This is a genomic window from Anaerosporobacter faecicola, assembly GCF_012070565.1.
Taxonomy (GTDB): Bacteria; Bacillota; Clostridia; order Lachnospirales; family Lachnospiraceae; genus Anaerosporobacter; species Anaerosporobacter faecicola.
On sequence record NZ_JAAQRO010000006.1, the window covers coordinates 87,679 to 110,203 of the forward strand.

Sequence of the window (22,525 nt, forward strand, 5' to 3'; positions counted from 1 at the left end):
TATGGCATACTATGGACCGTATCAAACACTCTTGTTTTATAGAGATTATTCTACAACATCCACACTGTCTATTGCATCAATACGCATAATCTTTATCTTCTTTCCTTCTTTTTTTGTCATATATGAAAATTTGATCCACTCATCATCTACATCTAACACCTGACATTTTACAGATGTACTACCTGCAAAACTTAATCCTTCATCCGTTTTCATTATACATTCTTTTCCCACTAAATCGTTAAATATCTTTGACATATCCGTTCCTCCATTCACTTTTCGTTCTAACCTTTTTACTTTTTTCTCAACTGCTCGTACTCGTGCAGGATATGCAACAAAACAGAGCATTAGTATCAAACTAATCCAACCCGCCCATTCCATGGCTACTCCTCCTTGTATAAGTCTAGTAACTAGTTTTCTTTTTAATTCAACTTTTTTGGTAAACTCTTTTCCCTATTTTAATCGAATATTCCCTCTCAACTATTTGTTTCTATAGGGCTTATTGATATAAGTATGCTCCCGTTTACCAACGCATTGCTTTCCTTCAAAATCCACTTCAATGATATATGGCATCCAATTTATCATTCGCAAAAATGAATCACAATTGTAAGCAGGATCAAAATAATTCAAAATCGTGCTTAGTGCCGTTCCATGGGTTCCTATTACTAGTGTTTTATCTTCATTTGTTGCAAGAATATCCCACAAAGCACTCATGTTTCTCTCTTGGACCATACCAAGAGATTCCCCACCTTCTTCATGGTAGCGGAAATCGTCCCATCTTTTACGAAACATTTCCAAGTTGTTAGCATCGATACCGCTTTCTCTTTCCCGTAAACGCTCATCCGTTATAATCTCTTTTCCAAAAAACTGAGCTGTTGATGCAATCGTATTATAACTTCTTTTATAGGGACTACAGTAAAATTGATCCACGTTCTTCTCTTTAAAGAAATCTAAAACCATCTTTGTATCCTGCTGCCCTTCTTCTGTCAATGGGCGAATCCTGTCCGCGTAATTATGATCCGGCTGTGCATGTCGAACAAAATATATTCTTGTCATAATTATCTCCTTCTCTATAAAGCAAAGATTGTCTTCTCCTACCCTTCGATGTATCCTCTTCTAACTGCTTCCTCGATTAATTTGGGTTGAATTAAAGGATATGTCCAATTGGTAACCAACTTTTCTGTACGTATAATTTTCTCCATCTCACTATGTAACTCTTGTTCAAATGTTTGGATTTCTGCAACAAATAGCATTCCAAACGTTTCCTCTCCAAGTATTTCATTAACTCTTGTCTTCCCTTTCACTGAGTACACGCAAACTGGTTTTATATGATAAGCCGTGGCACCTGTCTCTTCTTCTAACTCTCGTTTCGCAGTCTCTTCAATTCGTTCTCCAATTTCCCGATGTCCACCTGGGACCTCATAGGTATCTCGTTCTTTGTGTTTACAAAACACCCACTTTCCATCCGCCTTCGCTAGGATCACTGCAAATTTTAGTTTCTCATCTGCAATCTGATCGTAGAAATTCACTTCTACCATATACTTCTCCTATTCATTTAATGTTTTTATTTACTGTTACACGGAAACCTCCAATATGAGAACATGTAGCCAAAGCTACTTTTGCTTACTTCTCTTTTCTGGCTAAGTTTCCTCACTTCACGAGCATAATCTAATACATAATCTTTGCTTTATTTTATCACATTCATTGGACAATCTCCACCATAATGGTCACTTATTGTGGAGAACTTCTATCTACTCCAATTTTGTCCACTGTAAGATTCAACTATGATAAACACGCTTTGCGAGTTTATCAAATTATCGCGGCAGTCGCCAAGGTCTCAAGTAAACTTGGACTTTGGCTCGTTGCACGCGTAAATAAAAATAGCAAGACAGTTAAAACTGCCTTGCTTACAAAGTAAAACCTTTTTGAGTGGGCACATTAAAATTGTGAGGCCCTATGTATTCTACTTCTCCCCCGTTACTAAAATCTTAATATTCTCATCCAATCGTCTTTGTATTCATCCGTATTGAATCTATCATATCCGCAGCATTTTTCACTCCATTTTCATTTCTCAATTGAACACCTAATGCTTTTGCATTCTTTTTTATTTCATCATTGTTTATTACTTCCCTCAAAGCTTTCGTCAGATTTTTCACTGTAAGATGTTTTCTTAAAATAGGTTTTGGTCCTACACCTAAACGATATACGCATTGCCCCCAAAATGGCTGGTCGCCACCAAAAGGTATGATAATCGTTGGTACCCCAGCACGTAGTCCAGCTGCGGTTGTTCCAGCTCCACCATGGTGTACCACCGCAGATACATGTTGAAACAGCCATTCATGTGGTACATTATTAATCTGAAATACCGTATCCGGAAGATTACTTCCTGATAGATCCCCCCAGCCAGAAGATAAAATAGCTCGTTGCCCCACATTTATTAAACTCTCCAAGACAATCCTAAGCGCTTCATCATAGGACCCTCCAACCGTACTGCCAAAACCGATGTAGATTGGTTTTTCACCCTTATTTAGAAATTCCACTAGGGAAGGATCTGCTTCCCATTCCGCTTCAAGAGATTTAATCCAAAAACCGGTTAGGTACTTATTCGAATCATATTCTGCCGGCTTCGGTGATAAAAAAGTGCTGTACGCATATAATGTTGGGATTTCTTGACCATGCAGGTAACGATATGGAAATTCAAATTTTTGAATCGGTCTCAAACCATTTTCTACTCTCCAATCATTTAACAGTCGCCTTGTAGCACTTGACCATAATAAATCTCCACATTTAAATGTAAAACGATTGTACAATTTCCCAAGTGGTAATATAGGAGCCGTCATCGTTGGGAATTCTCCTGTTGGATCGAGGGGACAGAAAAATGCACGGATACATGGAATATGATACTTATCCGCTATATGCCATGTAATGCTGCCAAGTGTAGAATATATAAGCAAATCCATATCCTTGCAAGCATTCTCAAGTTCAGCCAAAAACTCTTTTTTTATTGGGATGAGCAGTTTATCTAAGTTTTTAAAGTATTCTCCCGAAGATACCTGTTCGCCTATTAATAATCGCATGACATCCTTTGCGTCTCCTGGAATAGGATAGTATTCAATTCCTTCCTCTTGAATCCAACTCTGAAAATTCCTAAAGGTAATTATTCTCAATGAATGTCCTCTTCTCATAAGTTCCTGACTTAATGCCAAATAAGGCTGAACGTCACCTCTTGAACCAATTGTAACAATTCCTATTTTCATGATAGTCCCCTCCCTTATCTTATTGTTCTAATGGATTTTCAGATTTTCAGTTATTTTTTATGTTTAGCAGTTCAAATGGTACATCTAATAATTGAGAAAATATAAGTGGCATAAGTGACAGATATTTTTCATTGTGATGTTTCCCATCTGACTCTCTCCCCTGATGTGAAAGGGGGTAGATTGACCAAAGCATAATCTGTACGAGCATTTCAGCACCTGCAGCTTGCAGAAGTGGAGTTAACGGGATCTCTCCTCTTTTGCTAGCATCTAAAATTAAATTTGTTAATGGTTCTTGTAATTCACAACGAATGCATTTATCAATATAAAAATTAAACAGCTCTGCATTGGAAGTTCCCTGATCAAAATAACTATCTATGTACGTGAACTCTTCTGTTGCCATATAAGCAGCATTCATGATCTGTTGCATTTTTTCAGCATAATTATATTCTGATGCTTCAATGATTTCCATTATTCCCTTCAGATAGGTTGCCATATAATCCTGTATTACCGCTTCTAGCAGTCCCTCTTTTGATGAAAAATAGTAATAAAACACGCTGGGCGATAATGCTTTTCCGTTCCCCACAGCCTTCAATATATCTTGGATTGCTGTTTCCTCATAGCCTTTTGAAAAAAACAAATCTTTAGCTGCAAGTATAAATTCCTTTTGTTTAATTGTTGGGTCTTTTTTAGGGCGTGCCATAATCTTCTCCTTATTTATAGAATGGATTCTATAAATAAGAATAGTACAATAATTAACCTATGTCAATTACCATTTTTCTGTTAGGCTCTGTACTTTAGAACCTTATGTACCACTACGAACTTCAGCGGGGCGAGAGCGTGCCCGGAGTGAACGATGTTCTAATTACATGTTAGACAAACTTAAATTTTGCAAAATTGACAGACCTCAAATTAAATGAGGACTTTTGACACCCAACCCCTATTATAGAAAAAAGGACATTGCCCAGTATTTCTACTGAGAAATGTCCTATAAATATCTTTACTATGTATTTTGTGAAGCGTTCCTAGTCTAGTTCAAAAAATACCACCGTTCTCCATAATTACCTTATTAACAAAATCCATATGATATAGTTTTTCCCAATGATTTACGTTGAGCGTTCCCTTTGTTAGATATATTGCTAAAATACAACAATTCTTATCTTGCTCATCATTTGCCTCGTCATACCAATTTGCAAATGTCGTACGTAATTTGTTTCTGATCTCGGCATTTTGAGGTTCAAGTACCCAGCCAAGATTTTTCCCAACACCATTGGCGGTAAACATGTCTAAAATTCCTGCAATTGAAACCTCTGAATTATCTGCGATTTGCAGCATTTTATTTGATTTCTCACTTGTAACAACATAAAAAACTCCATCCTCATAGTATGCGTCTACTGTACGTACAACAGGACGAATATGTCCTTCCGAACTTACCTCTCTAGCTATCGTTGCAAGTGATATCAAATTATCCTTTCCATTTCCATATATTTCATCAATTAATCGTAATCCTTCTTGAAATTCATCCATCTTTGGACTCCTTTTCTATTTTAATATGAATTAAAGTTTCAACCATAACGCTGGCCGGACACCACCTGTACACTTACCATCAGCCACATTTCCTTTTAAGATATTGTTACCCTGAATACCTATATTACCATCACCATGAATATACACTGCTTTTACGCCAACTCGGCCTGGTGTTCTCGTCCACCACCACCATACTTGCTCTTTATTATTCTCAAGTCTTGCAATTCGCCTACTATTGTTATGATCTTTTCTTTCAAACCAATATCTTTGATTTTTTCTTGGGTTATACAATTTCTCACTACTATCACCAAAATATTGGCATACTATTTCCTCCATACTTAATAAGAATATACAGTCCTGTGTATCTTCCCCACCTTTGGTACCATACCACTGATTATCAGAGTTTTTATTTGTAACTGGACAAATTCTCAGCTTATCATTCTCACTAAATTTATCATAAAATTCACCATTCAAATATTGCCTCATAGCACAATCAGCCCATGTTATTTCTTTATATGCATCATGATAAGAGCGATGATCTATTATATATTCGGTTACGATTAAGGCTCGATCGCCTTGTATATCTAGTACATTCCATTCATAATTTCCAAATAAAACTTTATCTCCTACTTGCATATTCTCCTCCTTAAATTTCTATTTGTATGTAAATATTAACATATTTCCAATTATTTTACCACATGTTTCAACAGCAGAGAGTCACTTTGTAACACATTCTCTGCCAGGGGTGAATTATAGGTGAATTGTAAAACATGAGTCCCATTTGTATTATGTGTGGCTTTTTACTTCTGTGTGATCTAGCACTTTACATTCCGTATTCTACTTGTGCCTTACCCACTAAACTTTTCTGCATTTCTATACGATCCATTGCAATTCTAAGCAAAAAGAAAAACCCCAGAAACACAAGGTTTCTGAGGTTTGTATATTTTGATATTCTCTTTGATTATCTCTTTGAGTTATGACAAGCACCTTTTGTAATTCTTTATTATATAAAAACTCTTTGTTTTACTTCATTTTTCGTATGTACTAATCTTATAAGTGGTATTTCTTTTTATAGTTTTATACAACTTTTCACAACAAAGTCACAACAAAAAATTGACATAATTCAATACCGTGTTAATAAAGCAATGTCGTAAAATTTATTGTTCTTTCGACCTCTTTATGAATTCATTTACATTAACTGTTGGCAAAATTAGAGGTGCAACATTGGCATTGGCCGTATATGTTGAAACCAATGCTCGTGCATAAGGGAATAAAATAGCAACAGCATTTGCATCATACTTTTCGATTGAGTCCTCTGATTCACAATCCATTTTAAAATATCCTCTTATGATCACATTCATTTCGAATGGATAATTATTTTTTTCAGATTCTTTAAAAATTAATAGTTCTAAATCTACTATCATTTCTCTGTTGTTTTCATGAACATGAACATCCGCTCCCATTTCCACATCCATGGTAACCTCACTATCATCAAATTTATCATTAGTTTTAAATTCTATTTTTCTTACTTCATATGAATTAAAAGAAATTATACCCTTGTCTTGACTTTTCATATTATGCAGCCCCTTTTATTAAACTGTACTTATTGCTCCAAGACATGTTACAGCTATCCGATATTTTGATTTTGCTGTCACTTTTATATGTCTTCTTAATGTCTAAATCAACTAATGGCATCATAGTAGCCTTAACATAATTACTTTCACAACTATTCTTTATATATCCAATACCCGCTTCAATAGCCATCATTTCAAACTGGCTATCTGTTATTTGGTCAAAAAATTCATCCATTCGTTTCATCTCGTTATCTAATTCATTAATATCTAACATATAATCACCTCTTTAATTAACTTTATAGTTTGTTCCATATCTTCTTTTATAAATATAGAATTGATCATAACTTTTAAAGTAATCATTCATCTTTTTTTCAAATTCACTTGAACAATCTACTAATTTTAAAATTTTCTTTGGGTTTTTTACGCAAAGCTGATATTCATCAAAGCCATTTGTTCTTGAATTTATATGACTTTGACAATTACTTATTGGGAATATAGCTTCTACCATACTATATTTATTCCCGTATTCAAAATTATTAAACATAATATTTATGACTACACCATCAGTAAATTCTTGCTTTGCTAATCTTTTTGAATAACTTGCTTTTTTTTCACATTGTTCTCTAAAATGTTCAAACAGGATTTTATGACCAGGATCTATTAATGAAAATACTTCCTTTTCATTATAATCTATGTCAACATCAAGGATACTATACCTTTTAAATAGTTGTTCCTTTATTCTTTTTTCGTCATTTCGATCTTTATACATAATAACAAGCCAGCGAAAAACATACAATTCATGTTTATATAAATATATTCCATCTCCAAGCCAATGGCTATCTCCTCTACTATATTCCATTGCTTGTTTCTTTAACATTCTTTTTCCTCGCCCTATTTCCGTACCATGATACACATAATCACACCTAACCCATCATTGTGTTTTTACCATATTGTACCATTTTCAAACTGCTTTGTAAACATATATTCATCGAAAAGAGACAATTTACATTGAAAAACAATATTATTTTATACAAAATGATTATTTATATCAATACGAGATTACTTTAATTAGAACTCCATTTCTATCTATAGTCATTACTAACCTCTATATAAAAAAAAGAGCACCTACCATCGATAGATGCTCTTTTTCTTATCTAATTTGTATATTTTTGATAGTAATTTTCTAAAACTTATGCATCGCAGTCACTGTAACTAATAACATATTATATGGAGAATCTAGTTTATCACTGTCAAATTATGTTGATTTCCTTGTGGCTATATAGTAAAATATTCCTATCAATATTAGAGGAGGTTAAATCATGAATAACATTTTGTATTATCCTATTTTAAAATGGAAAACAGGCGAACAATGCGCTCTTAGCAAGAGCAATTTTAACACTCAAAACTTTCTACCAATAATTGAATTAGTAGAGGAACTAGAACCAGAGGACTTCTTTAGCAAAGTACATAATTGTTATAATGGTTCTATTATTTATGACACCGTTAGATGCGATCAAGATAGATCACTACTAAGTAGCTATGCTGCATATGCTTATGAGCATCATATAGAAGCATATCCATTATTATACCCAAATGATATTTATGATCAAATTGAAACCATCTCCAAAATCACTTCAAAAGTTTCTGTAAAAATTCCAATTCCAGAAGATATTGATGGTGAATCTACTCAAGATATACTTAATTCACTAATTCCATATTCTTCTGATACTCTTATTGATCTAATTTTTGATGCAGGAGAAGTATTAACTCCACAAATTGCAAATATAGTCTTTGCAACATATAAATATTTATTAATTAACAACGAAACATTGATCAATAAATTCAACAATCTTGTTGTATGTCTTACATCTTTTCCTGAACAACTTACTATTGATTCTGGCGAGAGCACTTCCTATATTCGATATGACATACAAATTTTCTCAAAGTTACGCAGTTACTTTCCAACATATAAGCTTTCTTATTCTGATTATGGTGTAACCAAGTTCACTGAATCTGAATTAGATTTTCGCTTAATGAAATACGGAACATTACCAAAAATAAAATACACCACATATGACAAATACTATATTCATAAAGGGAAAAAAGATCGTATACATGGTATATATACTCGTTCTATTAAGGATATGTGCAAAGAAATAATCAAATCACCGTATTATTCTGGTCAAGAATTTAGCTATGGAGATCAAATTATTTATGAGAAAGCCACACTTCCAACAGCCGGTCCAGGTAATTCACCACAATGGGTTACATACTGTGCAAATCATCACCTAACTCTTGTAATGGAACAGCTCTCCAATTTATCCTCTGTTTAAGTTGTCTTCTTACATATTGTAAAACTACTTCTGAATTTATACTTGTTGCGATCAGTTCACTTAAATCATTTCTTGTTTTACTTTTATATCCTTTTTTTATACTACTGTAATTTTTAATAAGTTCAAGCATCTCATCTTTCCAAAGAAGCATAGCAACATTACGAATGTTAATGTTGCTATTTTGCTTTTCCTTACGAATTCTTTTGATTTTTATTTGCTCTTTCTTATTCTCATATACACATTGTATTCCCCACCAATTAGGTACTATTTTCTTTACCTTATCTATATGATTTTGATGTGCTACTATAGTCATTGAATCAAACACGGTATTATAGAACTTAATTTGTTGAGGTAATCTTTCAAGAGTGTCTTGTCCACTTTTTATTTCATAGCCATGTAATTTACCATTAACTACGGCTATATCAACTCTTGCAACTCCAGAGCATACATCTAATTCATTAATTACAACTGTATCCTGTTCTGCAGCATACTCAGGGTTTCCTTTAAAACAATCATATAATAAGTACCTTATGTCTGAATCATACACCTTCATTTTATCAACCTCTTTATATTTGATATGCACACACGCATAGAATCTATTATTCACATTATATCATAAATATTTATATACTTCTATTAAATCAGATTGCTAAATTGGTTTATACTGGCAATAATTACAATGATTTCTGATTAACTAGTACTCATCTTTCATACTATTATACCTTACCTCATTTCTTCTAATTTCAAAGCAGCTCTTTCCGTTGAACTAGTCCATGTATGGTTGAAGCTTCCTACACTACCCCTATATGCTCCCACAATGGCTATTTCGTAGCGTTCTGCAATGGTTCGTTTCACTCTGGCAGATTGTAGCTTTCTCAACGCTCTAGTTTCCATCTGCCTAACACGATCTCTGGATATTCCAATCTCTTTCCCAGTAGCTTCAAGTGTTAGATCTTTTCTGTATCTGCTTACAATGACTTGATTCTCTATTTCGCTTGTATTCTCTTCCACAATGCCCCATAGAGAGCCTTTCTTGTCCTGTTCGACAATTTTATCGACTATATCATTTTCAATCCCATTTGAGCCTATTACTGTATCTGATAGAAACATATCGTCATTCTCTCCACCCACAACTTGATCCAGACTATTCATATTACCTATTTCATACAACTCTTTTCTCATAGATTGAATAACAGTGATACTTGTATCTAGTAACCGACTAGCTTCCTGATCGGTTGGCTTACGTTTATACTTTTCCTTGAAACATTTAACTACTTTACTGTATATGTTGTACAATTGCTGTGTATGTATTGGAATCCGTATTGAAGAAGCATTGTTCTCCACATAGCGTTGTATGGACTGCAAAATCCAGTATGTAGCGTATGACATAAACTTGACCTCTGCAGCACTCTCATAGCGTTTTACTGCTTCATATAGACCGAAATACGCTTCCTGCATCAAATCCTCTATGTCAGCACGCGAAGAATATCTTCTGGCAATCTTACAGATCATACCTTTATTCTGTTCGTATAGCTGCCCCATATTATTTGAAGGGTCTATACCTTTTTGGATTAATTCTACTAATTCTTCATTACTCATTTGACCCACCCCTGACAATTAGTGAAGATATCTTTGATATATCTCACCATCTGAATTGCTTGTTTCTTTCTTCATAACTTCACTTGCCTTAACAAAATGAATAACAGGATATGAGCGGTTATTCTTCGGTACACTTTCAATAGCCTTATCAGTATTATCAAAAAGTTCTTCCTTGGAATAACCATCACCATTGTTATAATAGCAGACGGTTTTCTTTACCTTATCACCAGTATTCATAATAAATACAGCCATTATTGATGGCACTAGGCTTTTCATCTGGTACCTTGCCTTGAATATTAATCTGTCTATCTTATCCATTATCATCACTCCATATGCTTTCACACGAATCGTTTAAAGCTTTCATAGAATCATACATAGTCACATCTCCGACCACTACCTCGTAATTCTTTGGATTCAATCCCAACGCTTGAATAAAATCATCATCATTATGCGAATACAATGAAGTGATCATTGTTGAAGCAATAGCTTTAGCTTTCGTAAGTAATCTATCAATTAGTTTCACTTAATCACCTTCCGTTCGTAATTTCTTTAAGAAGTTGTTCCAACTCACTGATTTTCTTCTGCTGATCATCGGTCCTTATAGCGGACAGAACAGCGTTGCAAGCTAATATAATGGTATTCGCTTTCTTTGTATCAATCTCGTTATTTGCAACCATATTGGTTATTCTGGCTAAGGTTCTTCTTACGTCTGTAGCAGTAGCAACCTTAAGCCGTATCTTCTTATCTGCCATATAATCACCTTTTCCTTTAAAATAAGCCTGCAACGAATAACACGAAGCAGGCTATTAACAGTTATTCTTCTTTTGGTAGGTTATCTATAACCTCTAATACCTTAAGCAGCTCTTTCTCTCCGATGGTCTCTTTACCATTGAGTTTTCGTAACTGCTCTATTCTATCGTTAATATACTGAATTACTTGATCCATGCGTTTCCTCCTACTTTGAGATATCTAAGATATTAACTGCATCTTTGCTTGGGGCTCCCCAGGCACACTTACCATGAATGTAATTAAACAACTCCGCATAAGTCACAGATTTTGTTGTCATATTGTCGTATTCATCATATTGAGGGAAGAATAATGTACTTCCAGATACAGATCTTGCCGCGGTCATTTCCTTAATGCATTCATCTAACGTTTTGATTACCTGGTCATTGATAGTGAAGTTTTCTTTGAAATTCTGTAATGAAGTTCCTTGTGTGCTCATACCTTGTTCATTTGACTTGATACGTCGCTTAACCTCAATATCAAATAACCGAACCATATTCTTATCAAGATAGTTTAGTTCTAAGAACTCTTGTAATTCTTCTCTACTCATAAGTTCCAGTTCCTTACTTACGAAATTAAGCTCCACTGGATCCGTTGTGGTTTTCTTCTCGAAACACTGGTCGATATAATCTTCTTTTGCCTTGGCCAGAGAATCAATTATCTCTGTAAACTTATCTTTGGCAATAATCTTAATATCCTCTTCTGCTTTTGCCCTTATACTACGGAAGTAACTAGCCGTATACTCTCCTTTAGTGTTTCTGTAATACTCAGCACCGTAGCCTACCAAAACGCTATTAATTTTAGGAACCATTTCCGTTACGGTTGATCTGATTTCTCTCATTCGGTTTAGATATTTGTCTTTTTGCTCTTGTGTCGTTTCGCACATAACATACCATTCCTTTCTTTTCTTTTCTTAATCTTCATTGTTCTTGATACTATCATTCACCTTTCTAGAACAATGGGGCAGTTTCAATCCATGCCCAGGGACGGAGTTACATGGAAGAAAGGAAACGACAATACCTATTAGTCAAGCAAATAAAAAACGCGGGTCCACATACAACCACCTAGTTACTTCTAAATGGCTCTATCTGTTCCCGCGTCCGTTAAGACTTCCAGTATTGCTACTGGGGTACTCTTCTTTATTTGCTTGTATATTAATTATATCAGTTCTATAACACATAGTCAATAGGGGTATTACCCGTAAAAACTAGTATTTATAAGGCTTTCCTCTATTTCTATATGCTATTTTTATGGTATAAAATGACGGTTAGAATGCTAAAATAGAGACGTTAATTCGGCTTTAATTTTCTTAGCCGGCGCCATTTGGTGCTCGATAAATCATGATGATAATCAGCAACCATAAAATTATGGTCTCCAAAATTTAACACAAGGAATATCTAAAAAAGACGATCTACCCATTCCAGATAGACCGCCTTACCTTTATTTCACTTCTATATATGCTCTTTTATATTTCCCCTGCTTGTCCGCCTTACTGCATCGTTTTATCTTAGGTTTTATTAGGGAAATGATCTCCTGTAGTTCCTGATCATGTTCATATGATATCTTAATTTTTACACTCATAAATCACCTGCTCTCTTAATTTACCACCACTCACCACGCTCGTTATAATGCCACCAGTTACCGCTTTCGTATTCTATGCAAGTATTTCCGCTTGTATCAATCCATACTTTGACGATTTCTCCCTCATTCCAATGTTCAAAAGCTTTCCTATGTGCCTTGCTAAGTTCGGTTGCACTCTTCATTAGGTCGTTTCTTTGACTATCAAGCATGTATACCTACCTCTCTTTTCAATTTATGCACCATAAGAGAAGCAGCCTTTTTACATAACCAGTTATACAATCGGTAATATAACTTGACCAAAGGGAATCTACTGGACAATTCCAACTTATAACATTCAAGAATTACTTTGATTAATTCGCCTTGCTCTTTATCAATAGGCTTCATAATCATGTGTTTGAAATAATCCCTTACGGATTCAATTGTTGACTTGTCTCGATAATATTTTATCGTATCGTTGCATAACCTCACATATTCGTCCTTTGCTCTTATTAGCTCCAGGCATGATTGATATGTGCTTTCTTTTACATAGCCTTTTATAATATCCTTACAACATAAGACCGCCACTTCATCAAGTTCCATTAAACCCTCTAATATGTTGTATTCAATATGATCATGTTCCAGAAGATACTCCACACCTTCCATATCTAAGATTCTTTGTTTGGCTATATTGATGTATTGCTCCATATCATAGTTGTATAGCAAGCTGTCCAGTACGATGTATGTTCGTTTGATATCTTCCCTACGCAATACCGCTTTCTTAAATGAAGCATTAATAAGATTATTTGAAACCTCTGATCTGCTCATGCCTGCACCTTCTTCCTTCTAGAACGTTCTGCTCGCTTACCCATTATGTATCCATACAAAAAAAGATAAGTCCATTGCCATCTATCTGGTTCCTCATGTTTTGTTATCATATTTATCATATTCATATGATCAAATACTGGTTCTAATTTCGTCTTCCCTAAAATTCTTTTTAACTCTTTATAATCATCTTCAATCTTACGATTTTCTCTATACTCAACAACGCTTTCCCATATGATAAACATCTCTGTAACTTCGATACTATCAAAGAAATCTTTGTTCTGTACCATTAGTTTCTTACGTTTGTCTCTAGGTAACTGTAAGTATATTTCTGCAATCTGAATATAATATTCAATGTCTTCTCTTTCTTCAATAAATACCATGATATCCTCATTTTTATCGTAATAAAAGAACGTTCTACCAGTGATATTGTTTCCAAACTTTTCAGGTACATCACCTAATTTGCATGTTGCGATTCTTAATACTTCATTGATCATTTGATACATATCTATCTCTCCTTATCCATCATACTACTGTTATCTGGTTGCGTATTTACTGTGAATAGTACTCCCAGAATGAAGAATACTATTGCTGTTGTAATGTCCATATAATTCCTTTCTTGTATTCGCCCAGATATGATGATATAATGAGGTCATACCTAGACTTGTAGGGTTTATGGGTTACTTGCCATTGCATAAGGTGCGAACTTATTCAATGGCTTTTTTCTTGCCTATTCTTGTGGCATTTCATAAGAACAGATTTCCTGCTTTATGCACTGAAAGATTTCATTTATTATCTCCTCTGCCCTTTGATAGCTATGATACATACCAAGGCATGGATCAATGTATCCATTATGCATTATTCGAAACTCCATTACTCCATTGTTTATGCAACTTACTATCCAACACTCTCTACCAAGGCTTGTAATAAAGTTCTTATTCTGTGAAAGAATCCTAAGTGTGTGACTATTTTGTTTCTTCATTTGAGTTGTTCCTTTCTCTATATTACCACCAGTTACCATATACTTTTTTTGTTGGTAATTGCTTAAAGCATTGATTTTAAAACATTTTATTTATATAGTTACCAAGTTACCAATGTTACCAATAATTTATATATACGTGTATAATCACCAAAAATATAAGTATATATATTCTTTTCTTAATATATATTGTAGTGTTCTAGGGAAGTTGGTAACGTATGTTTTTCACTCCAAAACCTTGAATTTGCTGGTGTTAAAGTGTTACCGATACATTTTATAAAAACGGTAACTTTTCCTGTTCGTCCTTTGTTAACTCCATGAATTTCTCTTGCACATTATCTTCAAAAACCCTCATTGAGATACATTTCGTTGGACTACCATTGAGACGCTTTGTTTTATCTTTTCTTCCTTTATCTGTATTCAACATATTATTTTTATCTGCCCAGTTAAGAAATGACTTTCTTGAGAAGTTTCCTCGATCACACATACCATTAAAGATATTTATAGCAATACAAACATATCCGTCCTCTATTACTCCCCAACATTCACCACGATAAGCACCCGTAATATCTGGCTTGAAGTTGTTCATATGGACAGCAACCTCAGACATGATCCATTCGTAAGCACGATCATTCTCCGATACCTCACCAACGCTTTTCAATATAGCAACACAAGCTTCCAAATCAAGATATACATCGTCTTTGAATATGTAATCCGTCGCTATCTGATCAGCTGTTAATATGATTGACATTGGAAGTATCTGCTTTTGCTCTTTCTCTATATTACTTGCCTTTGCGATATCACTAATCTTTTGAGCAAAATCTTGTTGTATCTCTTTAATCTTATCGAATCCAATGTTCCTAACAACCTCTATAAACTCTCGCCCTGCAAAACCATAGTTTTCTTTGAGTATTGAAACCACCTTATTACCGTCTTGGAATATTAGCCCATCTTCCATTTCAACATCAATGATACGGTTCACCGCACCACCTTGCATTGTTTCTGTAACAAGAGAGTGTTCTCCGTTGGTCAGAATACAGTTTCGCCATCTTGTTTTTGCTCTTAACCCTAATGTTGCATTAGCACGATCCTTACCTGTACCACTACATAGGTAATATACCAATTCAGAGAAATTACCATGATATTTTTCTTTTACTTGTGCCATATCATCGATTAACATTGGTAAGTTATTCAGAAAGTCCAATCTTAGCTCTAAAGCTGTTGGTGTACTTTTGGGATCCGTGAGGTACGCTTCTTCCATAGGATTAGCCCAGATGCTTGCAGCTAACATAAGAACAACTGTTTTACCTTTTCCTGTATCTCCCCAAAGATTAACCACAAACGGAAGAGCATTAAGAGGTTCAACCAGTGCACTAGCAAGTGAAGCAGCTAAATAAATCTTAGGCTCAAATCGATCAGACTTTCTGATTTCTTTAACAAGATCGTACCAAGTATGTGCATTTCCTTCCTCATGGATACTCTCGAATGCTTCCTTGAAGCGGCTTTCATTATCAAAAACTATATTTGTGCAGTATGGCATGAATTCTTTTTTAACCCAACCAAGCTTACTAGTAGATATCTGTATGTCAACTATATCTCTGTTGTAACTTATAAGATCTGAAAGATACTTTACCAATGACCTAGCATTTTCACTAGTAACTTCTATACCATTTCTGGCAAGAATTAAGATTTTATTTGAAGAACATATCTCGTCTTTGCTTACTATTATCTCTTCCCATGTATCTCTTATTTTGTACACAAGTTTCACCTTCATATATCCAGTATTAACATTCTTTAACATCTGTACTGGAAGAATTGGGTGTGGAAATACTGTTACTTCTCCATTCCTTTGTGTATGCATTTTTATACCACTATCATCAGCAATCCATGCCCCACAACGCATATCTGGGTATTTGCTATTACTAAAGTGTGTAAAACCGTCACTTTGCTGCTGTTGTGCCTGTTGCGTCTTATTGAATTCCTTTAGTTGCTTTTTGTATGCTTTAACAAGAGATTCAAACGCTGTCTTTATACCTAAGGACTTTGCATGATCGGCTAATGTTGCAAGAAGCTTTGCTTTGTAGATTTCATCTTCCTGCTCGAATACCTCACAGAGAATATCATCACTACTTAGCAAATCTTCTTTCGTTATATCCTTAATATCTTTCAATAAGAATCACCCCATAACTTCATTTTGATTTCCATTTAGAAAAGCAACAAACTTTTCTAAGTTGATTAGATATTTACATCCCGTCTTTACAAATACTATCTGTTTTGTAAGGCATAAGCTCCTAATATAGCTATAAGATACTCCTGTTAATTCAGCAGCCTTATTGATCGTAACCATTGTTACAGACGTTGGATCCGTTTGTGTAGTATTGATGGTACCAGTACTAATTTTTTGAATTGCTCTACTAATCCCTTTTCTAAGTTCGCCATCAAAGCGTTGCAGTAAGTTGCATTCTTTGTATACTTCTTGAATAATTATTTCTGTATCATTTATGCTCATATTATCATCTTCCTTTCTCCCTCATGTAAGGGTAAAACTACGTTTATCCGTTTAAAACGAATAAAGTTCCTAGATGTGATTTTAAATCGCACCTTTTGCTAAATTGTCAGACCACTTGGAATCCGACTTACTTAATGATTTACTAGATAGTAACCATAATTGTATGGTCAGCTGTTGATCTGATCTGGATCCGATTGGTACCAGGATACAGATCGATATGATTTGATTGGTTAGTCTTACATTAACTGATCAATTGATAAACCTAATCCTTTAGCTATTTTTTCGCCTACTTCTTCAGAACAACTTTTTCCACCTTTAATATAGTTTATAGTTGTTCTTGATACTCCTGAACGCTCTGCAAGCTGTTTCTGGGTAATATCTTGTCGTGTAATCTCTGCTACTAATTTAATTCTGTCAATTCTCATTCTAATATCTCCTTTCTTCTTTGGACGTTTTAATTAGTCCTCAATAAAATCCTCCACCTTACAACCAAGAGCCATTGCTATCTTACCCAATGTCTGTGGTCTCGCAACTTGAGAACCATTCTTTATTCTGCAAAGTGTTACTGTGCTGATTCCTGATAATTTAGATAATTCTGTACTTGATAAACCTTTGTTTGCAATAAGCAACATTAACTTAGTAATATCAATTTTCATTTCATCGCTCCTTTCATGTTTCATTTGTTATCTTATGTTTACATTGTATGTTTCGTTTGTTTTCTTGTCAATGCTTTTTTAAAATAAATGTTTCATTTGTTGTCTTTATGTGATACTATTATGTTGGAGGTGAAAACATGAGTTTAGGTGAAAACATAAAAAAGCTACGTATATATAGAGGGCTTAAACAATCAGAGCTTGCAGATATGGCTAATATATCAAGAATATCTGTAGGAAATTATGAACGCGATGAACGAAATCCCTCCGCAGACATAACAACTCGTATTGCTAAAGCTCTTGGTGTGAACATTGATGACTTAATATGGAGTAATGCTGATGACATAATAGATGAATTATCAAATTCACTTGTTCAATATAACGTTAATGAAAATATCAATATGCGTACAAGCAAAATTCATTCTATTTTTGAAGCTCAACTAAGCTTACTTGGATATAAGTTAGATACTGTTCCATATTTAGAAGCCTATTACATCACTGATAACGAAGGTAATAAAATACAGTTCAATTTAGGAGAAATAGAGAAGTTAGAAGAAGAGAATTTGTCTTATTTAAAATATAAATTCGACGAATTGCTAAAAAAACACAAACAAGAAAACAAGATGTCTAAAAAATAAAAACAGCCCCTACGCCAATAGGAGCTGCAATATAGATGTAACCTACTAACCAAAAGGGTTATGATACACCATAGACACTTAGATTATATCATATCCCTTATTAAATTGCACCTTTAAACTGGTGTTCTGAAAGGAATGATACAATGAAATCAAGAAGAGTAGATACTGGAATAGTCCAGAGAGGGAAAAGCTATACTTTCACAGTTGCCATGGGAATGACTACAGAAGGGAAGCAGATCCGTAAGACAACAACGTTCACTCCACCAGAAGGAACGACTGAGAAGAAAGCGGATAAGCTTGCTAAAGAAGAATATATAAACTTCAAGAACAGATGCAAGGGTCTCTCTGCATTTAACGAGAATATGCGATTTAAGGAGCTTTCAGAAGAATACTTTAAGGTCTATGCTCCTAACAGATTAAAACCAATCACTGCTTACAATTATGAAAAGATGGTAGCCTATCACTTCAACGATTATTTCGGTAATAAGAAACTTAAGGAGATTACTTCTGGTATGCTTACTAATTTCTTTGGTACCCATACAAGCCCTAATAGGAATGGTGTAAATATGCCCCTGTCTCCATCAAATGCTAAGAAGCTTTACACAATCTTACAAAGTATATTTACATTTGCAGTAACGCAGGACTATATCAAGGAATCCCCTGCCAGGAATGTAATTCTTCCATCAAAGAAAGCCACCCAAGATGAAACACGAAAGTATCTTACCGAATCTGAACTCACTACATTCCTTAGTATGTTTCAAGAGTATTCCCCACTCAATACAATAATAAAGGTTCTTCTGTTTACTGGAATGCGATCAGGCGAATGCCTGGGATTACAATGGGAAGATATAAACTTTACCGATAAGATCATAACAATACGACATACGTTATCAGATGTAGGCGGAAAACACTTTCTTACCACACCAAAGAGTAAGAATAGCCGACGATCTATTGCTATGAGTGATTCTGTTGTTGATCTACTGAAAGAACATAAGAAACATCAACTCGAACTTCAGATAGCATTATCTAATACTTTCGTACACCCAGAGATGGTATTTACTTCGGACACTGGTAATTATAAAGATCGTAGTTGTCTTAATACTTCCTTTCGAAATAAAATAAAGAATACAGAATTCGATTTTCTTACGCTGCATTCCTTAAGGCACTGTAATGCTACTCTTTTACTAAACAGTGGTGTTGATATAAAGATTGTATCGGACCATCTTGGTCATTCAGATATTGGAGTTACTGCAGACATCTACGCTGATGTATTAGAAACTACCAGAAAGAAAACAGCAGAAATTATAGAATTAAAATTAGCAAAATAGAAATTATCACATCAAATTCACAACAAATCATAAAAAAAGAGCAAAGAAAAAGCCTTGAAACGTTGATATTTCAAGGCTTTTAATTTTCTTCGTATTATCTCTTTGAGAACTGTGGTGCTCTACGAGCAGCTTTAAGACCGTATTTTTTACGTTCTTTCATTCTTGGATCTCTTGTTAAGAAACCTGCTTTTTTAAGAGCTGGACGGTAATCACCATCTACTGTTAATAATGCTCTTGAAATACCGTGTCTGATTGCACCAGCTTGACCAGTGAATCCACCTCCACGAACGTTAACAAGTACATCATATTTATCTGCTGTTTCTGTTAATACAAGTGGTTGACGAACGATTAATTTTAATGTTTCAAGACCAAAATAGTTGTCCATATCTCTTTTATTGATTGTTACTTTACCTGTACCTGGTACTAAATATACTCTAGCAATACTGCTTTTTCTTCTTCCAGTTCCGTAAAATTTTGCTTTAGCCACTGTGATTTCCTCCTTTCAACTTCCGATTAATATCTAGATTTGATTTCTAATACTTCTGGTTTTTGAGCTGCGTTATCATGTTCTGGTCCAGCATATACATGTAACTTAGTAAGCATTTCTCTTCCTAAAGGTCCTTTTGGAAGCATGCCTTTAACAGCTAGAGTGATAACATCACAAGGTTTTTTAGCCATCATCTCTTTTAATGTAGTTTCTTTCATTCCACCAACATATTCAGAGTGATTGTAATAAATCTTTTGATCCATTTTCTTACCAGTAACTTTGATTTTATCTGCATTGACTACGATTACGTAATCTCCTGTATCAACATGTGGAGTGTAAGTTGGTTTGTTCTTACCTCTTAAAACTGATGCTATCTCTGATGATAGACGACCTAATGTATGTCCTGTAGCGTCAACTACATACCATTTTCTTTCAATTGTAGATGGACTTGCCATAAAACTCTTCATTGGTTTACCTCCTTGAATAATCTTAACAACCAAACATATTGGTTACTCATAATTTCATTAATAAGTAGCTATTTTAATAGCTGATTACTTTATGTTAAAATACCATTACCGGGGCTTTGGTAGGTATTTATCACACTTATTGGCTCTTGTAACGATGCTTAAATGTCTATATTTTTACAGAACTACAGCACGTCACATCTAAATATTATAGACGTTAATATTCTTTGTGTCAAGCAGTTTTATTCAATTTTATTGAATGCATATTATTTAATTTAATAATTCGTTTCACCCATTCTTCATTCAAAAACTATTCCTCTTACTTAATCCCTGCCATACGAATAATTTTTAACTACTGTCATCTTTTTACCTGTCGCCCCCTTGCTTACCTTTGATGCTTATTTTATTCTTACGCGAAACATTTTTACCAAGTTTGCATAACATACCAACGGGCATATGATCCCGTATATAAACATAGTTAATACTATATGCATACACCTTCGTATTACATAACGATAACCAGCAAAATAATGCTATACATTGCTAACTTTCTTCTTATGTTCGCTCTTCTTTCTATACTTGCTCTCCCTTTTCGTATATTAATATTTTTATCATAAAGTATTGAAAAATTCATAGTAAGAGCAATGAATTAACTGTAAATTAATACGATATATCCCTAAATTTTAACTACATATTCTCTTACAAGATAAAAGGGCACTACACCATCTTTATCGTGTAGTACCCCTATCTAAAAAACGTACTTTGTCTTTTGAAACAAATAAAGCGCTACACCAAATACAAGTACGTGTATCAAAGAAACACATTCTCACACTTGAGATAGAGCCAAAACTCAAAAACGAAACGCTGCAATTGACATAATCCCAAAAAGATTCACAGACCTTACACTTAATATAGTCACTCATAGAATCACAACACTGCACACAATATAAAACTCAAAAATGAACACAAAAAAATCATACTCACTCAAAGTATGATTTTAAGTAGTGCGGATGACAGGAATTGAACCTGCACGGTCTCCCACTAGATCCTAAGTCTAGCGCGTCTGCCAGTTCCGCCACATCCGCATATTCACATGAGAAGTTTCCTTCTAAATGAGACATCGGGGATTCGAACCCCGGACAACTTGATTAAAAGTCAAGTGCTCTACCAACTGAGCTAATATCCCATACAAGACTAACATCTGTTAATCTGTCACTTTGGAATTCATATTCCAACTGGGCTAGCTGGATTCGAACCAGCGACTGCAGGAGTCAAAGTCCTGTGCCTTACCGCTTGGCGATAGCCCAATATTGCTTTTTCAAGCAAGGGTGGATAAAGGGATTCGAACCCTTGGCCTCCAGAGCCACAATCTGGCGCGCTAACCAACTGCGCTATACCCACCATAAATAATTAATCTAAGCTTGTCAACTTATAACGTGCCAGAAGGGATTCGAACCCCCGACACACGGCTTAGAAGGCCGTTGCTCTATCCAACTGAGCTACTAGCACGTACGCAATTTTCATTGCCAGTTCAACAAAACCAAAATATTGCTAAACTTAAGCGGGTGATGGGAATCGAACCCACGTATCTAGCTTGGAAGGCTAGTGTTCTACCATTGAACTACACCCGCATATAAGTCGGGGTGACAGGATTCGAACCTGCGACCTCTTGATCCCAAATCAAGCGCTCTAGCCAAGCTGAGCCACACCCCGTATTCTATTTAGTTAAGACCTTTAAAACTATAACACATTGTTTTATAATTTGCAACAAGTTTTTTCAACTTTTTCTGCATCGCCTCAACGCAAGAATTATTATATTATAGGAAAAAAGAAATGTCAACACCTTTTTTTATTTTTTTATATTTTTTCAAAAATATTATTAGTTTGTACAATATAGTAAATTCAATCCTACTTACTTAGCAACATAGTTCTCTATATAATAGTACTATCTCCAATGATTCTATATTTATTCAAAATCATTTCGTCCCAATCGCAAGCAAATATATACAATTTAC

Annotated in this window: 31 protein-coding genes and 7 tRNA genes; 3 read left to right on the forward strand and 35 right to left on the reverse strand. The window is 34.6% G+C overall.

Going from position 1 to position 22,525, the window contains the following annotated elements:
• Positions 1-45: 45 nt before the first annotated feature.
• From HBB17_RS02790 to HBB17_RS02835, 10 genes are all read right to left on the reverse strand, one after another.
• Positions 46-378, reverse strand: coding sequence for a hypothetical protein (locus HBB17_RS02790; RefSeq protein ID WP_167955580.1), 333 nt, complete (start codon positions 376-378; stop codon positions 46-48).
• A 99-nt stretch (positions 379-477) separates the two neighbouring features.
• The gene (locus HBB17_RS02795) at positions 478-1,053 is read right to left on the reverse strand and encodes a histidine phosphatase family protein (protein WP_167955582.1); all 576 of its coding nucleotides are present in this window, start codon (positions 1,051-1,053) and stop codon (positions 478-480) included.
• Positions 1,054-1,091: 38 nt separating this feature from the next.
• Positions 1,092-1,535, reverse strand: coding sequence for an NUDIX hydrolase (locus tag HBB17_RS02800; RefSeq protein WP_167955583.1), 444 nt, complete (start codon positions 1,533-1,535; stop codon positions 1,092-1,094).
• A 459-nt stretch (positions 1,536-1,994) separates the two neighbouring features.
• Positions 1,995-3,254 carry a glycosyltransferase gene (locus tag HBB17_RS02805; protein WP_167955585.1) on the reverse strand — a complete coding sequence of 420 codons (1,260 nt, stop codon included), beginning with the start codon at positions 3,252-3,254 and terminating at the stop codon, positions 1,995-1,997.
• Positions 3,255-3,300: 46 nt separating this feature from the next.
• A complete protein-coding gene (locus tag HBB17_RS02810) occupies positions 3,301-3,954 on the reverse strand; it encodes a TetR/AcrR family transcriptional regulator (RefSeq protein WP_167955586.1) in 654 nt (217 codons plus the stop codon).
• A 332-nt stretch (positions 3,955-4,286) separates the two neighbouring features.
• Positions 4,287-4,778, reverse strand: a complete 492-nt coding sequence (locus HBB17_RS02815; protein WP_167955588.1) for a pyridoxamine 5'-phosphate oxidase family protein — start codon at positions 4,776-4,778, stop codon at positions 4,287-4,289.
• A gap of 30 nt (positions 4,779-4,808) precedes the next feature.
• Positions 4,809-5,414, reverse strand: coding sequence for a DUF6273 domain-containing protein (locus tag HBB17_RS02820; protein WP_167955590.1), 606 nt, complete (start codon positions 5,412-5,414; stop codon positions 4,809-4,811).
• A 521-nt stretch (positions 5,415-5,935) separates the two neighbouring features.
• Complete coding sequence (locus tag HBB17_RS02825; RefSeq protein WP_167955592.1) at positions 5,936-6,352, reverse strand: protein-export chaperone SecB; 417 nt, start codon at positions 6,350-6,352, stop codon at positions 5,936-5,938.
• 1 nt (position 6,353) lies between these two features.
• Entirely contained in the window at positions 6,354-6,626 is a 273-nt protein-coding gene (locus HBB17_RS02830; RefSeq protein WP_167955594.1) for a hypothetical protein, read from the reverse strand.
• Positions 6,627-6,638: 12 nt separating this feature from the next.
• Positions 6,639-7,229 carry a hypothetical protein gene (locus HBB17_RS02835; protein WP_167955595.1) on the reverse strand — a complete coding sequence of 197 codons (591 nt, stop codon included), beginning with the start codon at positions 7,227-7,229 and terminating at the stop codon, positions 6,639-6,641.
• Between the two features lie 442 nt (positions 7,230-7,671).
• Here HBB17_RS02835 and HBB17_RS02840 point away from each other — a divergent pair, with 442 nt between their 5' ends.
• On the forward strand, positions 7,672-8,685 hold the full coding sequence (locus HBB17_RS02840) for a beta family protein (RefSeq protein WP_167955597.1): 1,014 nt from the start codon (positions 7,672-7,674) through the stop codon (positions 8,683-8,685).
• Here the strand turns inward: HBB17_RS02840 and HBB17_RS02845 are convergent.
• The 16 genes from HBB17_RS02845 to HBB17_RS02915 form a co-directional block, all read right to left on the reverse strand.
• Entirely contained in the window at positions 8,618-9,238 is a 621-nt protein-coding gene (locus tag HBB17_RS02845; RefSeq protein WP_167955599.1) for a sce7726 family protein, read from the reverse strand. The genes HBB17_RS02840 and HBB17_RS02845 overlap by 68 nt on opposite strands.
• A gap of 170 nt (positions 9,239-9,408) precedes the next feature.
• The gene (locus HBB17_RS02850) at positions 9,409-10,284 is read right to left on the reverse strand and encodes a sigma-70 family RNA polymerase sigma factor (RefSeq protein ID WP_167955601.1); all 876 of its coding nucleotides are present in this window, start codon (positions 10,282-10,284) and stop codon (positions 9,409-9,411) included.
• Positions 10,285-10,302: 18 nt separating this feature from the next.
• Positions 10,303-10,602 carry a hypothetical protein gene (locus tag HBB17_RS02855; protein ID WP_167955603.1) on the reverse strand — a complete coding sequence of 100 codons (300 nt, stop codon included), beginning with the start codon at positions 10,600-10,602 and terminating at the stop codon, positions 10,303-10,305.
• The gene (locus HBB17_RS02860) at positions 10,595-10,807 is read right to left on the reverse strand and encodes a hypothetical protein (protein WP_167955605.1); all 213 of its coding nucleotides are present in this window, start codon (positions 10,805-10,807) and stop codon (positions 10,595-10,597) included. The genes HBB17_RS02855 and HBB17_RS02860 overlap by 8 nt, the downstream gene beginning before the upstream one ends.
• 4 nt (positions 10,808-10,811) lie before the next feature.
• A complete protein-coding gene (locus HBB17_RS02865) occupies positions 10,812-11,036 on the reverse strand; it encodes a hypothetical protein (protein ID WP_167955607.1) in 225 nt (74 codons plus the stop codon).
• 61 nt (positions 11,037-11,097) lie between these two features.
• Positions 11,098-11,229, reverse strand: coding sequence for a hypothetical protein (locus tag HBB17_RS20595; protein ID WP_274380752.1), 132 nt, complete (start codon positions 11,227-11,229; stop codon positions 11,098-11,100).
• Positions 11,230-11,239: 10 nt separating this feature from the next.
• The gene (locus tag HBB17_RS02870; RefSeq protein ID WP_167955609.1) at positions 11,240-11,956 is read right to left on the reverse strand and encodes a hypothetical protein; all 717 of its coding nucleotides are present in this window, start codon (positions 11,954-11,956) and stop codon (positions 11,240-11,242) included.
• Between the two features lie 554 nt (positions 11,957-12,510).
• Positions 12,511-12,651: a hypothetical protein gene (locus HBB17_RS02875; protein WP_167955610.1), complete on the reverse strand. Its 141-nt coding sequence runs from the start codon at positions 12,649-12,651 to the stop codon at positions 12,511-12,513.
• Positions 12,652-12,671: 20 nt separating this feature from the next.
• Positions 12,672-12,860 (reverse strand): hypothetical protein, encoded by a 189-nt coding sequence (locus HBB17_RS02880; RefSeq protein WP_167955612.1) that lies wholly within the window; start codon positions 12,858-12,860, stop codon positions 12,672-12,674.
• The gene (locus tag HBB17_RS02885; RefSeq protein WP_167955613.1) at positions 12,853-13,455 is read right to left on the reverse strand and encodes a hypothetical protein; all 603 of its coding nucleotides are present in this window, start codon (positions 13,453-13,455) and stop codon (positions 12,853-12,855) included. The genes HBB17_RS02880 and HBB17_RS02885 overlap by 8 nt, the downstream gene beginning before the upstream one ends.
• Positions 13,452-13,958, reverse strand: a complete 507-nt coding sequence (locus HBB17_RS02890) for a hypothetical protein (RefSeq protein ID WP_167955614.1) — start codon at positions 13,956-13,958, stop codon at positions 13,452-13,454. The genes HBB17_RS02885 and HBB17_RS02890 overlap by 4 nt, the downstream gene beginning before the upstream one ends.
• A 224-nt stretch (positions 13,959-14,182) precedes the next feature.
• The gene (locus HBB17_RS02895; RefSeq protein ID WP_167955615.1) at positions 14,183-14,326 is read right to left on the reverse strand and encodes a hypothetical protein; all 144 of its coding nucleotides are present in this window, start codon (positions 14,324-14,326) and stop codon (positions 14,183-14,185) included.
• Positions 14,327-14,705: 379 nt separating this feature from the next.
• Entirely contained in the window at positions 14,706-16,601 is a 1,896-nt protein-coding gene (locus tag HBB17_RS02900) for a DUF927 domain-containing protein (protein WP_167955616.1), read from the reverse strand.
• Positions 16,602-16,607: 6 nt separating this feature from the next.
• Positions 16,608-16,940: a helix-turn-helix domain-containing protein gene (locus tag HBB17_RS02905; RefSeq protein ID WP_167955617.1), complete on the reverse strand. Its 333-nt coding sequence runs from the start codon at positions 16,938-16,940 to the stop codon at positions 16,608-16,610.
• Between the two features lie 236 nt (positions 16,941-17,176).
• Entirely contained in the window at positions 17,177-17,365 is a 189-nt protein-coding gene (locus HBB17_RS02910) for a helix-turn-helix transcriptional regulator (RefSeq protein ID WP_167955618.1), read from the reverse strand.
• 33 nt (positions 17,366-17,398) lie between these two features.
• Positions 17,399-17,596 (reverse strand): helix-turn-helix domain-containing protein, encoded by a 198-nt coding sequence (locus HBB17_RS02915; RefSeq protein ID WP_167955619.1) that lies wholly within the window; start codon positions 17,594-17,596, stop codon positions 17,399-17,401.
• Between the two features lie 137 nt (positions 17,597-17,733).
• On the opposite strand from HBB17_RS02915, the gene HBB17_RS02920 reads away from it, so the two are divergent.
• Entirely contained in the window at positions 17,734-18,231 is a 498-nt protein-coding gene (locus tag HBB17_RS02920; RefSeq protein WP_167955620.1) for a helix-turn-helix domain-containing protein, read from the forward strand.
• Positions 18,232-18,374: 143 nt separating this feature from the next.
• Positions 18,375-19,559 carry a tyrosine-type recombinase/integrase gene (locus tag HBB17_RS02925; protein ID WP_167955621.1) on the forward strand — a complete coding sequence of 395 codons (1,185 nt, stop codon included), beginning with the start codon at positions 18,375-18,377 and terminating at the stop codon, positions 19,557-19,559.
• Between the two features lie 94 nt (positions 19,560-19,653).
• Here HBB17_RS02925 and rpsI read toward each other — a convergent pair whose 3' ends face one another.
• The 9 genes from rpsI to HBB17_RS02970 all read right to left on the reverse strand — a co-directional run bounded on the left by rpsI (position 19,654) and on the right by HBB17_RS02970 (position 22,223).
• A complete protein-coding gene (gene rpsI, locus HBB17_RS02930; RefSeq protein WP_167955623.1) occupies positions 19,654-20,046 on the reverse strand; it encodes a 30S ribosomal protein S9 in 393 nt (130 codons plus the stop codon).
• 26 nt (positions 20,047-20,072) lie between these two features.
• Positions 20,073-20,513, reverse strand: coding sequence for a 50S ribosomal protein L13 (gene rplM, locus HBB17_RS02935; protein ID WP_167955625.1), 441 nt, complete (start codon positions 20,511-20,513; stop codon positions 20,073-20,075).
• 1,002 nt (positions 20,514-21,515) lie between these two features.
• Positions 21,516-21,595: transfer RNA gene (locus tag HBB17_RS02940), tRNA-Leu, on the reverse strand.
• Positions 21,596-21,623: 28 nt separating this feature from the next.
• Positions 21,624-21,696: transfer RNA gene (locus HBB17_RS02945), tRNA-Lys, on the reverse strand.
• Between the two features lie 49 nt (positions 21,697-21,745).
• Positions 21,746-21,817: transfer RNA gene (locus HBB17_RS02950), tRNA-Gln, on the reverse strand.
• Positions 21,818-21,837: 20 nt separating this feature from the next.
• Positions 21,838-21,911 (reverse strand) — tRNA-His (locus HBB17_RS02955).
• Between the two features lie 34 nt (positions 21,912-21,945).
• Positions 21,946-22,019: transfer RNA gene (locus tag HBB17_RS02960), tRNA-Arg, on the reverse strand.
• A 51-nt stretch (positions 22,020-22,070) separates the two neighbouring features.
• Positions 22,071-22,141: transfer RNA gene (locus HBB17_RS02965), tRNA-Gly, on the reverse strand.
• A 7-nt stretch (positions 22,142-22,148) separates the two neighbouring features.
• Positions 22,149-22,223, reverse strand: a tRNA-Pro gene (locus HBB17_RS02970).
• Positions 22,224-22,525: the final 302 nt, after the last annotated feature.

What these genes read in the sequence shown, in the direction of transcription:
- HBB17_RS02790 (WP_167955580.1), bottom strand. Translation starts at nt 378, where the DNA reads ATGGAATGGGCGGGTTGGATTAGTTTGATACTAATGCTCTGTTTTGTT.
- HBB17_RS02795 (WP_167955582.1), bottom strand. Translation starts at nt 1,053, where the DNA reads ATGACAAGAATATATTTTGTTCGACATGCACAGCCGGATCATAATTAC.
- HBB17_RS02800 (WP_167955583.1), bottom strand. Translation starts at nt 1,535, where the DNA reads ATGGTAGAAGTGAATTTCTACGATCAGATTGCAGATGAGAAACTAAAA.
- HBB17_RS02805 (WP_167955585.1), bottom strand. Translation starts at nt 3,254, where the DNA reads ATGAAAATAGGAATTGTTACAATTGGTTCAAGAGGTGACGTTCAGCCT.
- HBB17_RS02810 (WP_167955586.1), bottom strand. Translation starts at nt 3,954, where the DNA reads ATGGCACGCCCTAAAAAAGACCCAACAATTAAACAAAAGGAATTTATA.
- HBB17_RS02815 (WP_167955588.1), bottom strand. Translation starts at nt 4,778, where the DNA reads ATGGATGAATTTCAAGAAGGATTACGATTAATTGATGAAATATATGGA.
- HBB17_RS02820 (WP_167955590.1), bottom strand. Translation starts at nt 5,414, where the DNA reads ATGCAAGTAGGAGATAAAGTTTTATTTGGAAATTATGAATGGAATGTA.
- HBB17_RS02825 (WP_167955592.1), bottom strand. Translation starts at nt 6,352, where the DNA reads ATGAAAAGTCAAGACAAGGGTATAATTTCTTTTAATTCATATGAAGTA.
- HBB17_RS02830 (WP_167955594.1), bottom strand. Translation starts at nt 6,626, where the DNA reads ATGTTAGATATTAATGAATTAGATAACGAGATGAAACGAATGGATGAA.
- HBB17_RS02835 (WP_167955595.1), bottom strand. Translation starts at nt 7,229, where the DNA reads ATGTTAAAGAAACAAGCAATGGAATATAGTAGAGGAGATAGCCATTGG.
- HBB17_RS02840 (WP_167955597.1), top strand. Translation starts at nt 7,672, where the DNA reads ATGAATAACATTTTGTATTATCCTATTTTAAAATGGAAAACAGGCGAA.
- HBB17_RS02845 (WP_167955599.1), bottom strand. Translation starts at nt 9,238, where the DNA reads ATGAAGGTGTATGATTCAGACATAAGGTACTTATTATATGATTGTTTT.
- HBB17_RS02850 (WP_167955601.1), bottom strand. Translation starts at nt 10,284, where the DNA reads ATGAGTAATGAAGAATTAGTAGAATTAATCCAAAAAGGTATAGACCCT.
- HBB17_RS02855 (WP_167955603.1), bottom strand. Translation starts at nt 10,602, where the DNA reads ATGGATAAGATAGACAGATTAATATTCAAGGCAAGGTACCAGATGAAA.
- HBB17_RS02865 (WP_167955607.1), bottom strand. Translation starts at nt 11,036, where the DNA reads ATGGCAGATAAGAAGATACGGCTTAAGGTTGCTACTGCTACAGACGTA.
- HBB17_RS20595 (WP_274380752.1), bottom strand. Translation starts at nt 11,229, where the DNA reads ATGGATCAAGTAATTCAGTATATTAACGATAGAATAGAGCAGTTACGA.
- HBB17_RS02870 (WP_167955609.1), bottom strand. Translation starts at nt 11,956, where the DNA reads ATGTGCGAAACGACACAAGAGCAAAAAGACAAATATCTAAACCGAATG.
- HBB17_RS02875 (WP_167955610.1), bottom strand. Translation starts at nt 12,651, where the DNA reads ATGAGTGTAAAAATTAAGATATCATATGAACATGATCAGGAACTACAG.
- HBB17_RS02880 (WP_167955612.1), bottom strand. Translation starts at nt 12,860, where the DNA reads ATGCTTGATAGTCAAAGAAACGACCTAATGAAGAGTGCAACCGAACTT.
- HBB17_RS02885 (WP_167955613.1), bottom strand. Translation starts at nt 13,455, where the DNA reads ATGAGCAGATCAGAGGTTTCAAATAATCTTATTAATGCTTCATTTAAG.
- HBB17_RS02890 (WP_167955614.1), bottom strand. Translation starts at nt 13,958, where the DNA reads ATGTATCAAATGATCAATGAAGTATTAAGAATCGCAACATGCAAATTA.
- HBB17_RS02895 (WP_167955615.1), bottom strand. Translation starts at nt 14,326, where the DNA reads ATGGAGTTTCGAATAATGCATAATGGATACATTGATCCATGCCTTGGT.
- HBB17_RS02905 (WP_167955617.1), bottom strand. Translation starts at nt 16,940, where the DNA reads ATGAGCATAAATGATACAGAAATAATTATTCAAGAAGTATACAAAGAA.
- HBB17_RS02910 (WP_167955618.1), bottom strand. Translation starts at nt 17,365, where the DNA reads ATGAGAATTGACAGAATTAAATTAGTAGCAGAGATTACACGACAAGAT.
- HBB17_RS02915 (WP_167955619.1), bottom strand. Translation starts at nt 17,596, where the DNA reads ATGAAAATTGATATTACTAAGTTAATGTTGCTTATTGCAAACAAAGGT.
- HBB17_RS02920 (WP_167955620.1), top strand. Translation starts at nt 17,734, where the DNA reads ATGAGTTTAGGTGAAAACATAAAAAAGCTACGTATATATAGAGGGCTT.
- HBB17_RS02925 (WP_167955621.1), top strand. Translation starts at nt 18,375, where the DNA reads ATGAAATCAAGAAGAGTAGATACTGGAATAGTCCAGAGAGGGAAAAGC.
- rplM (WP_167955625.1), bottom strand. Translation starts at nt 20,513, where the DNA reads ATGAAGAGTTTTATGGCAAGTCCATCTACAATTGAAAGAAAATGGTAT.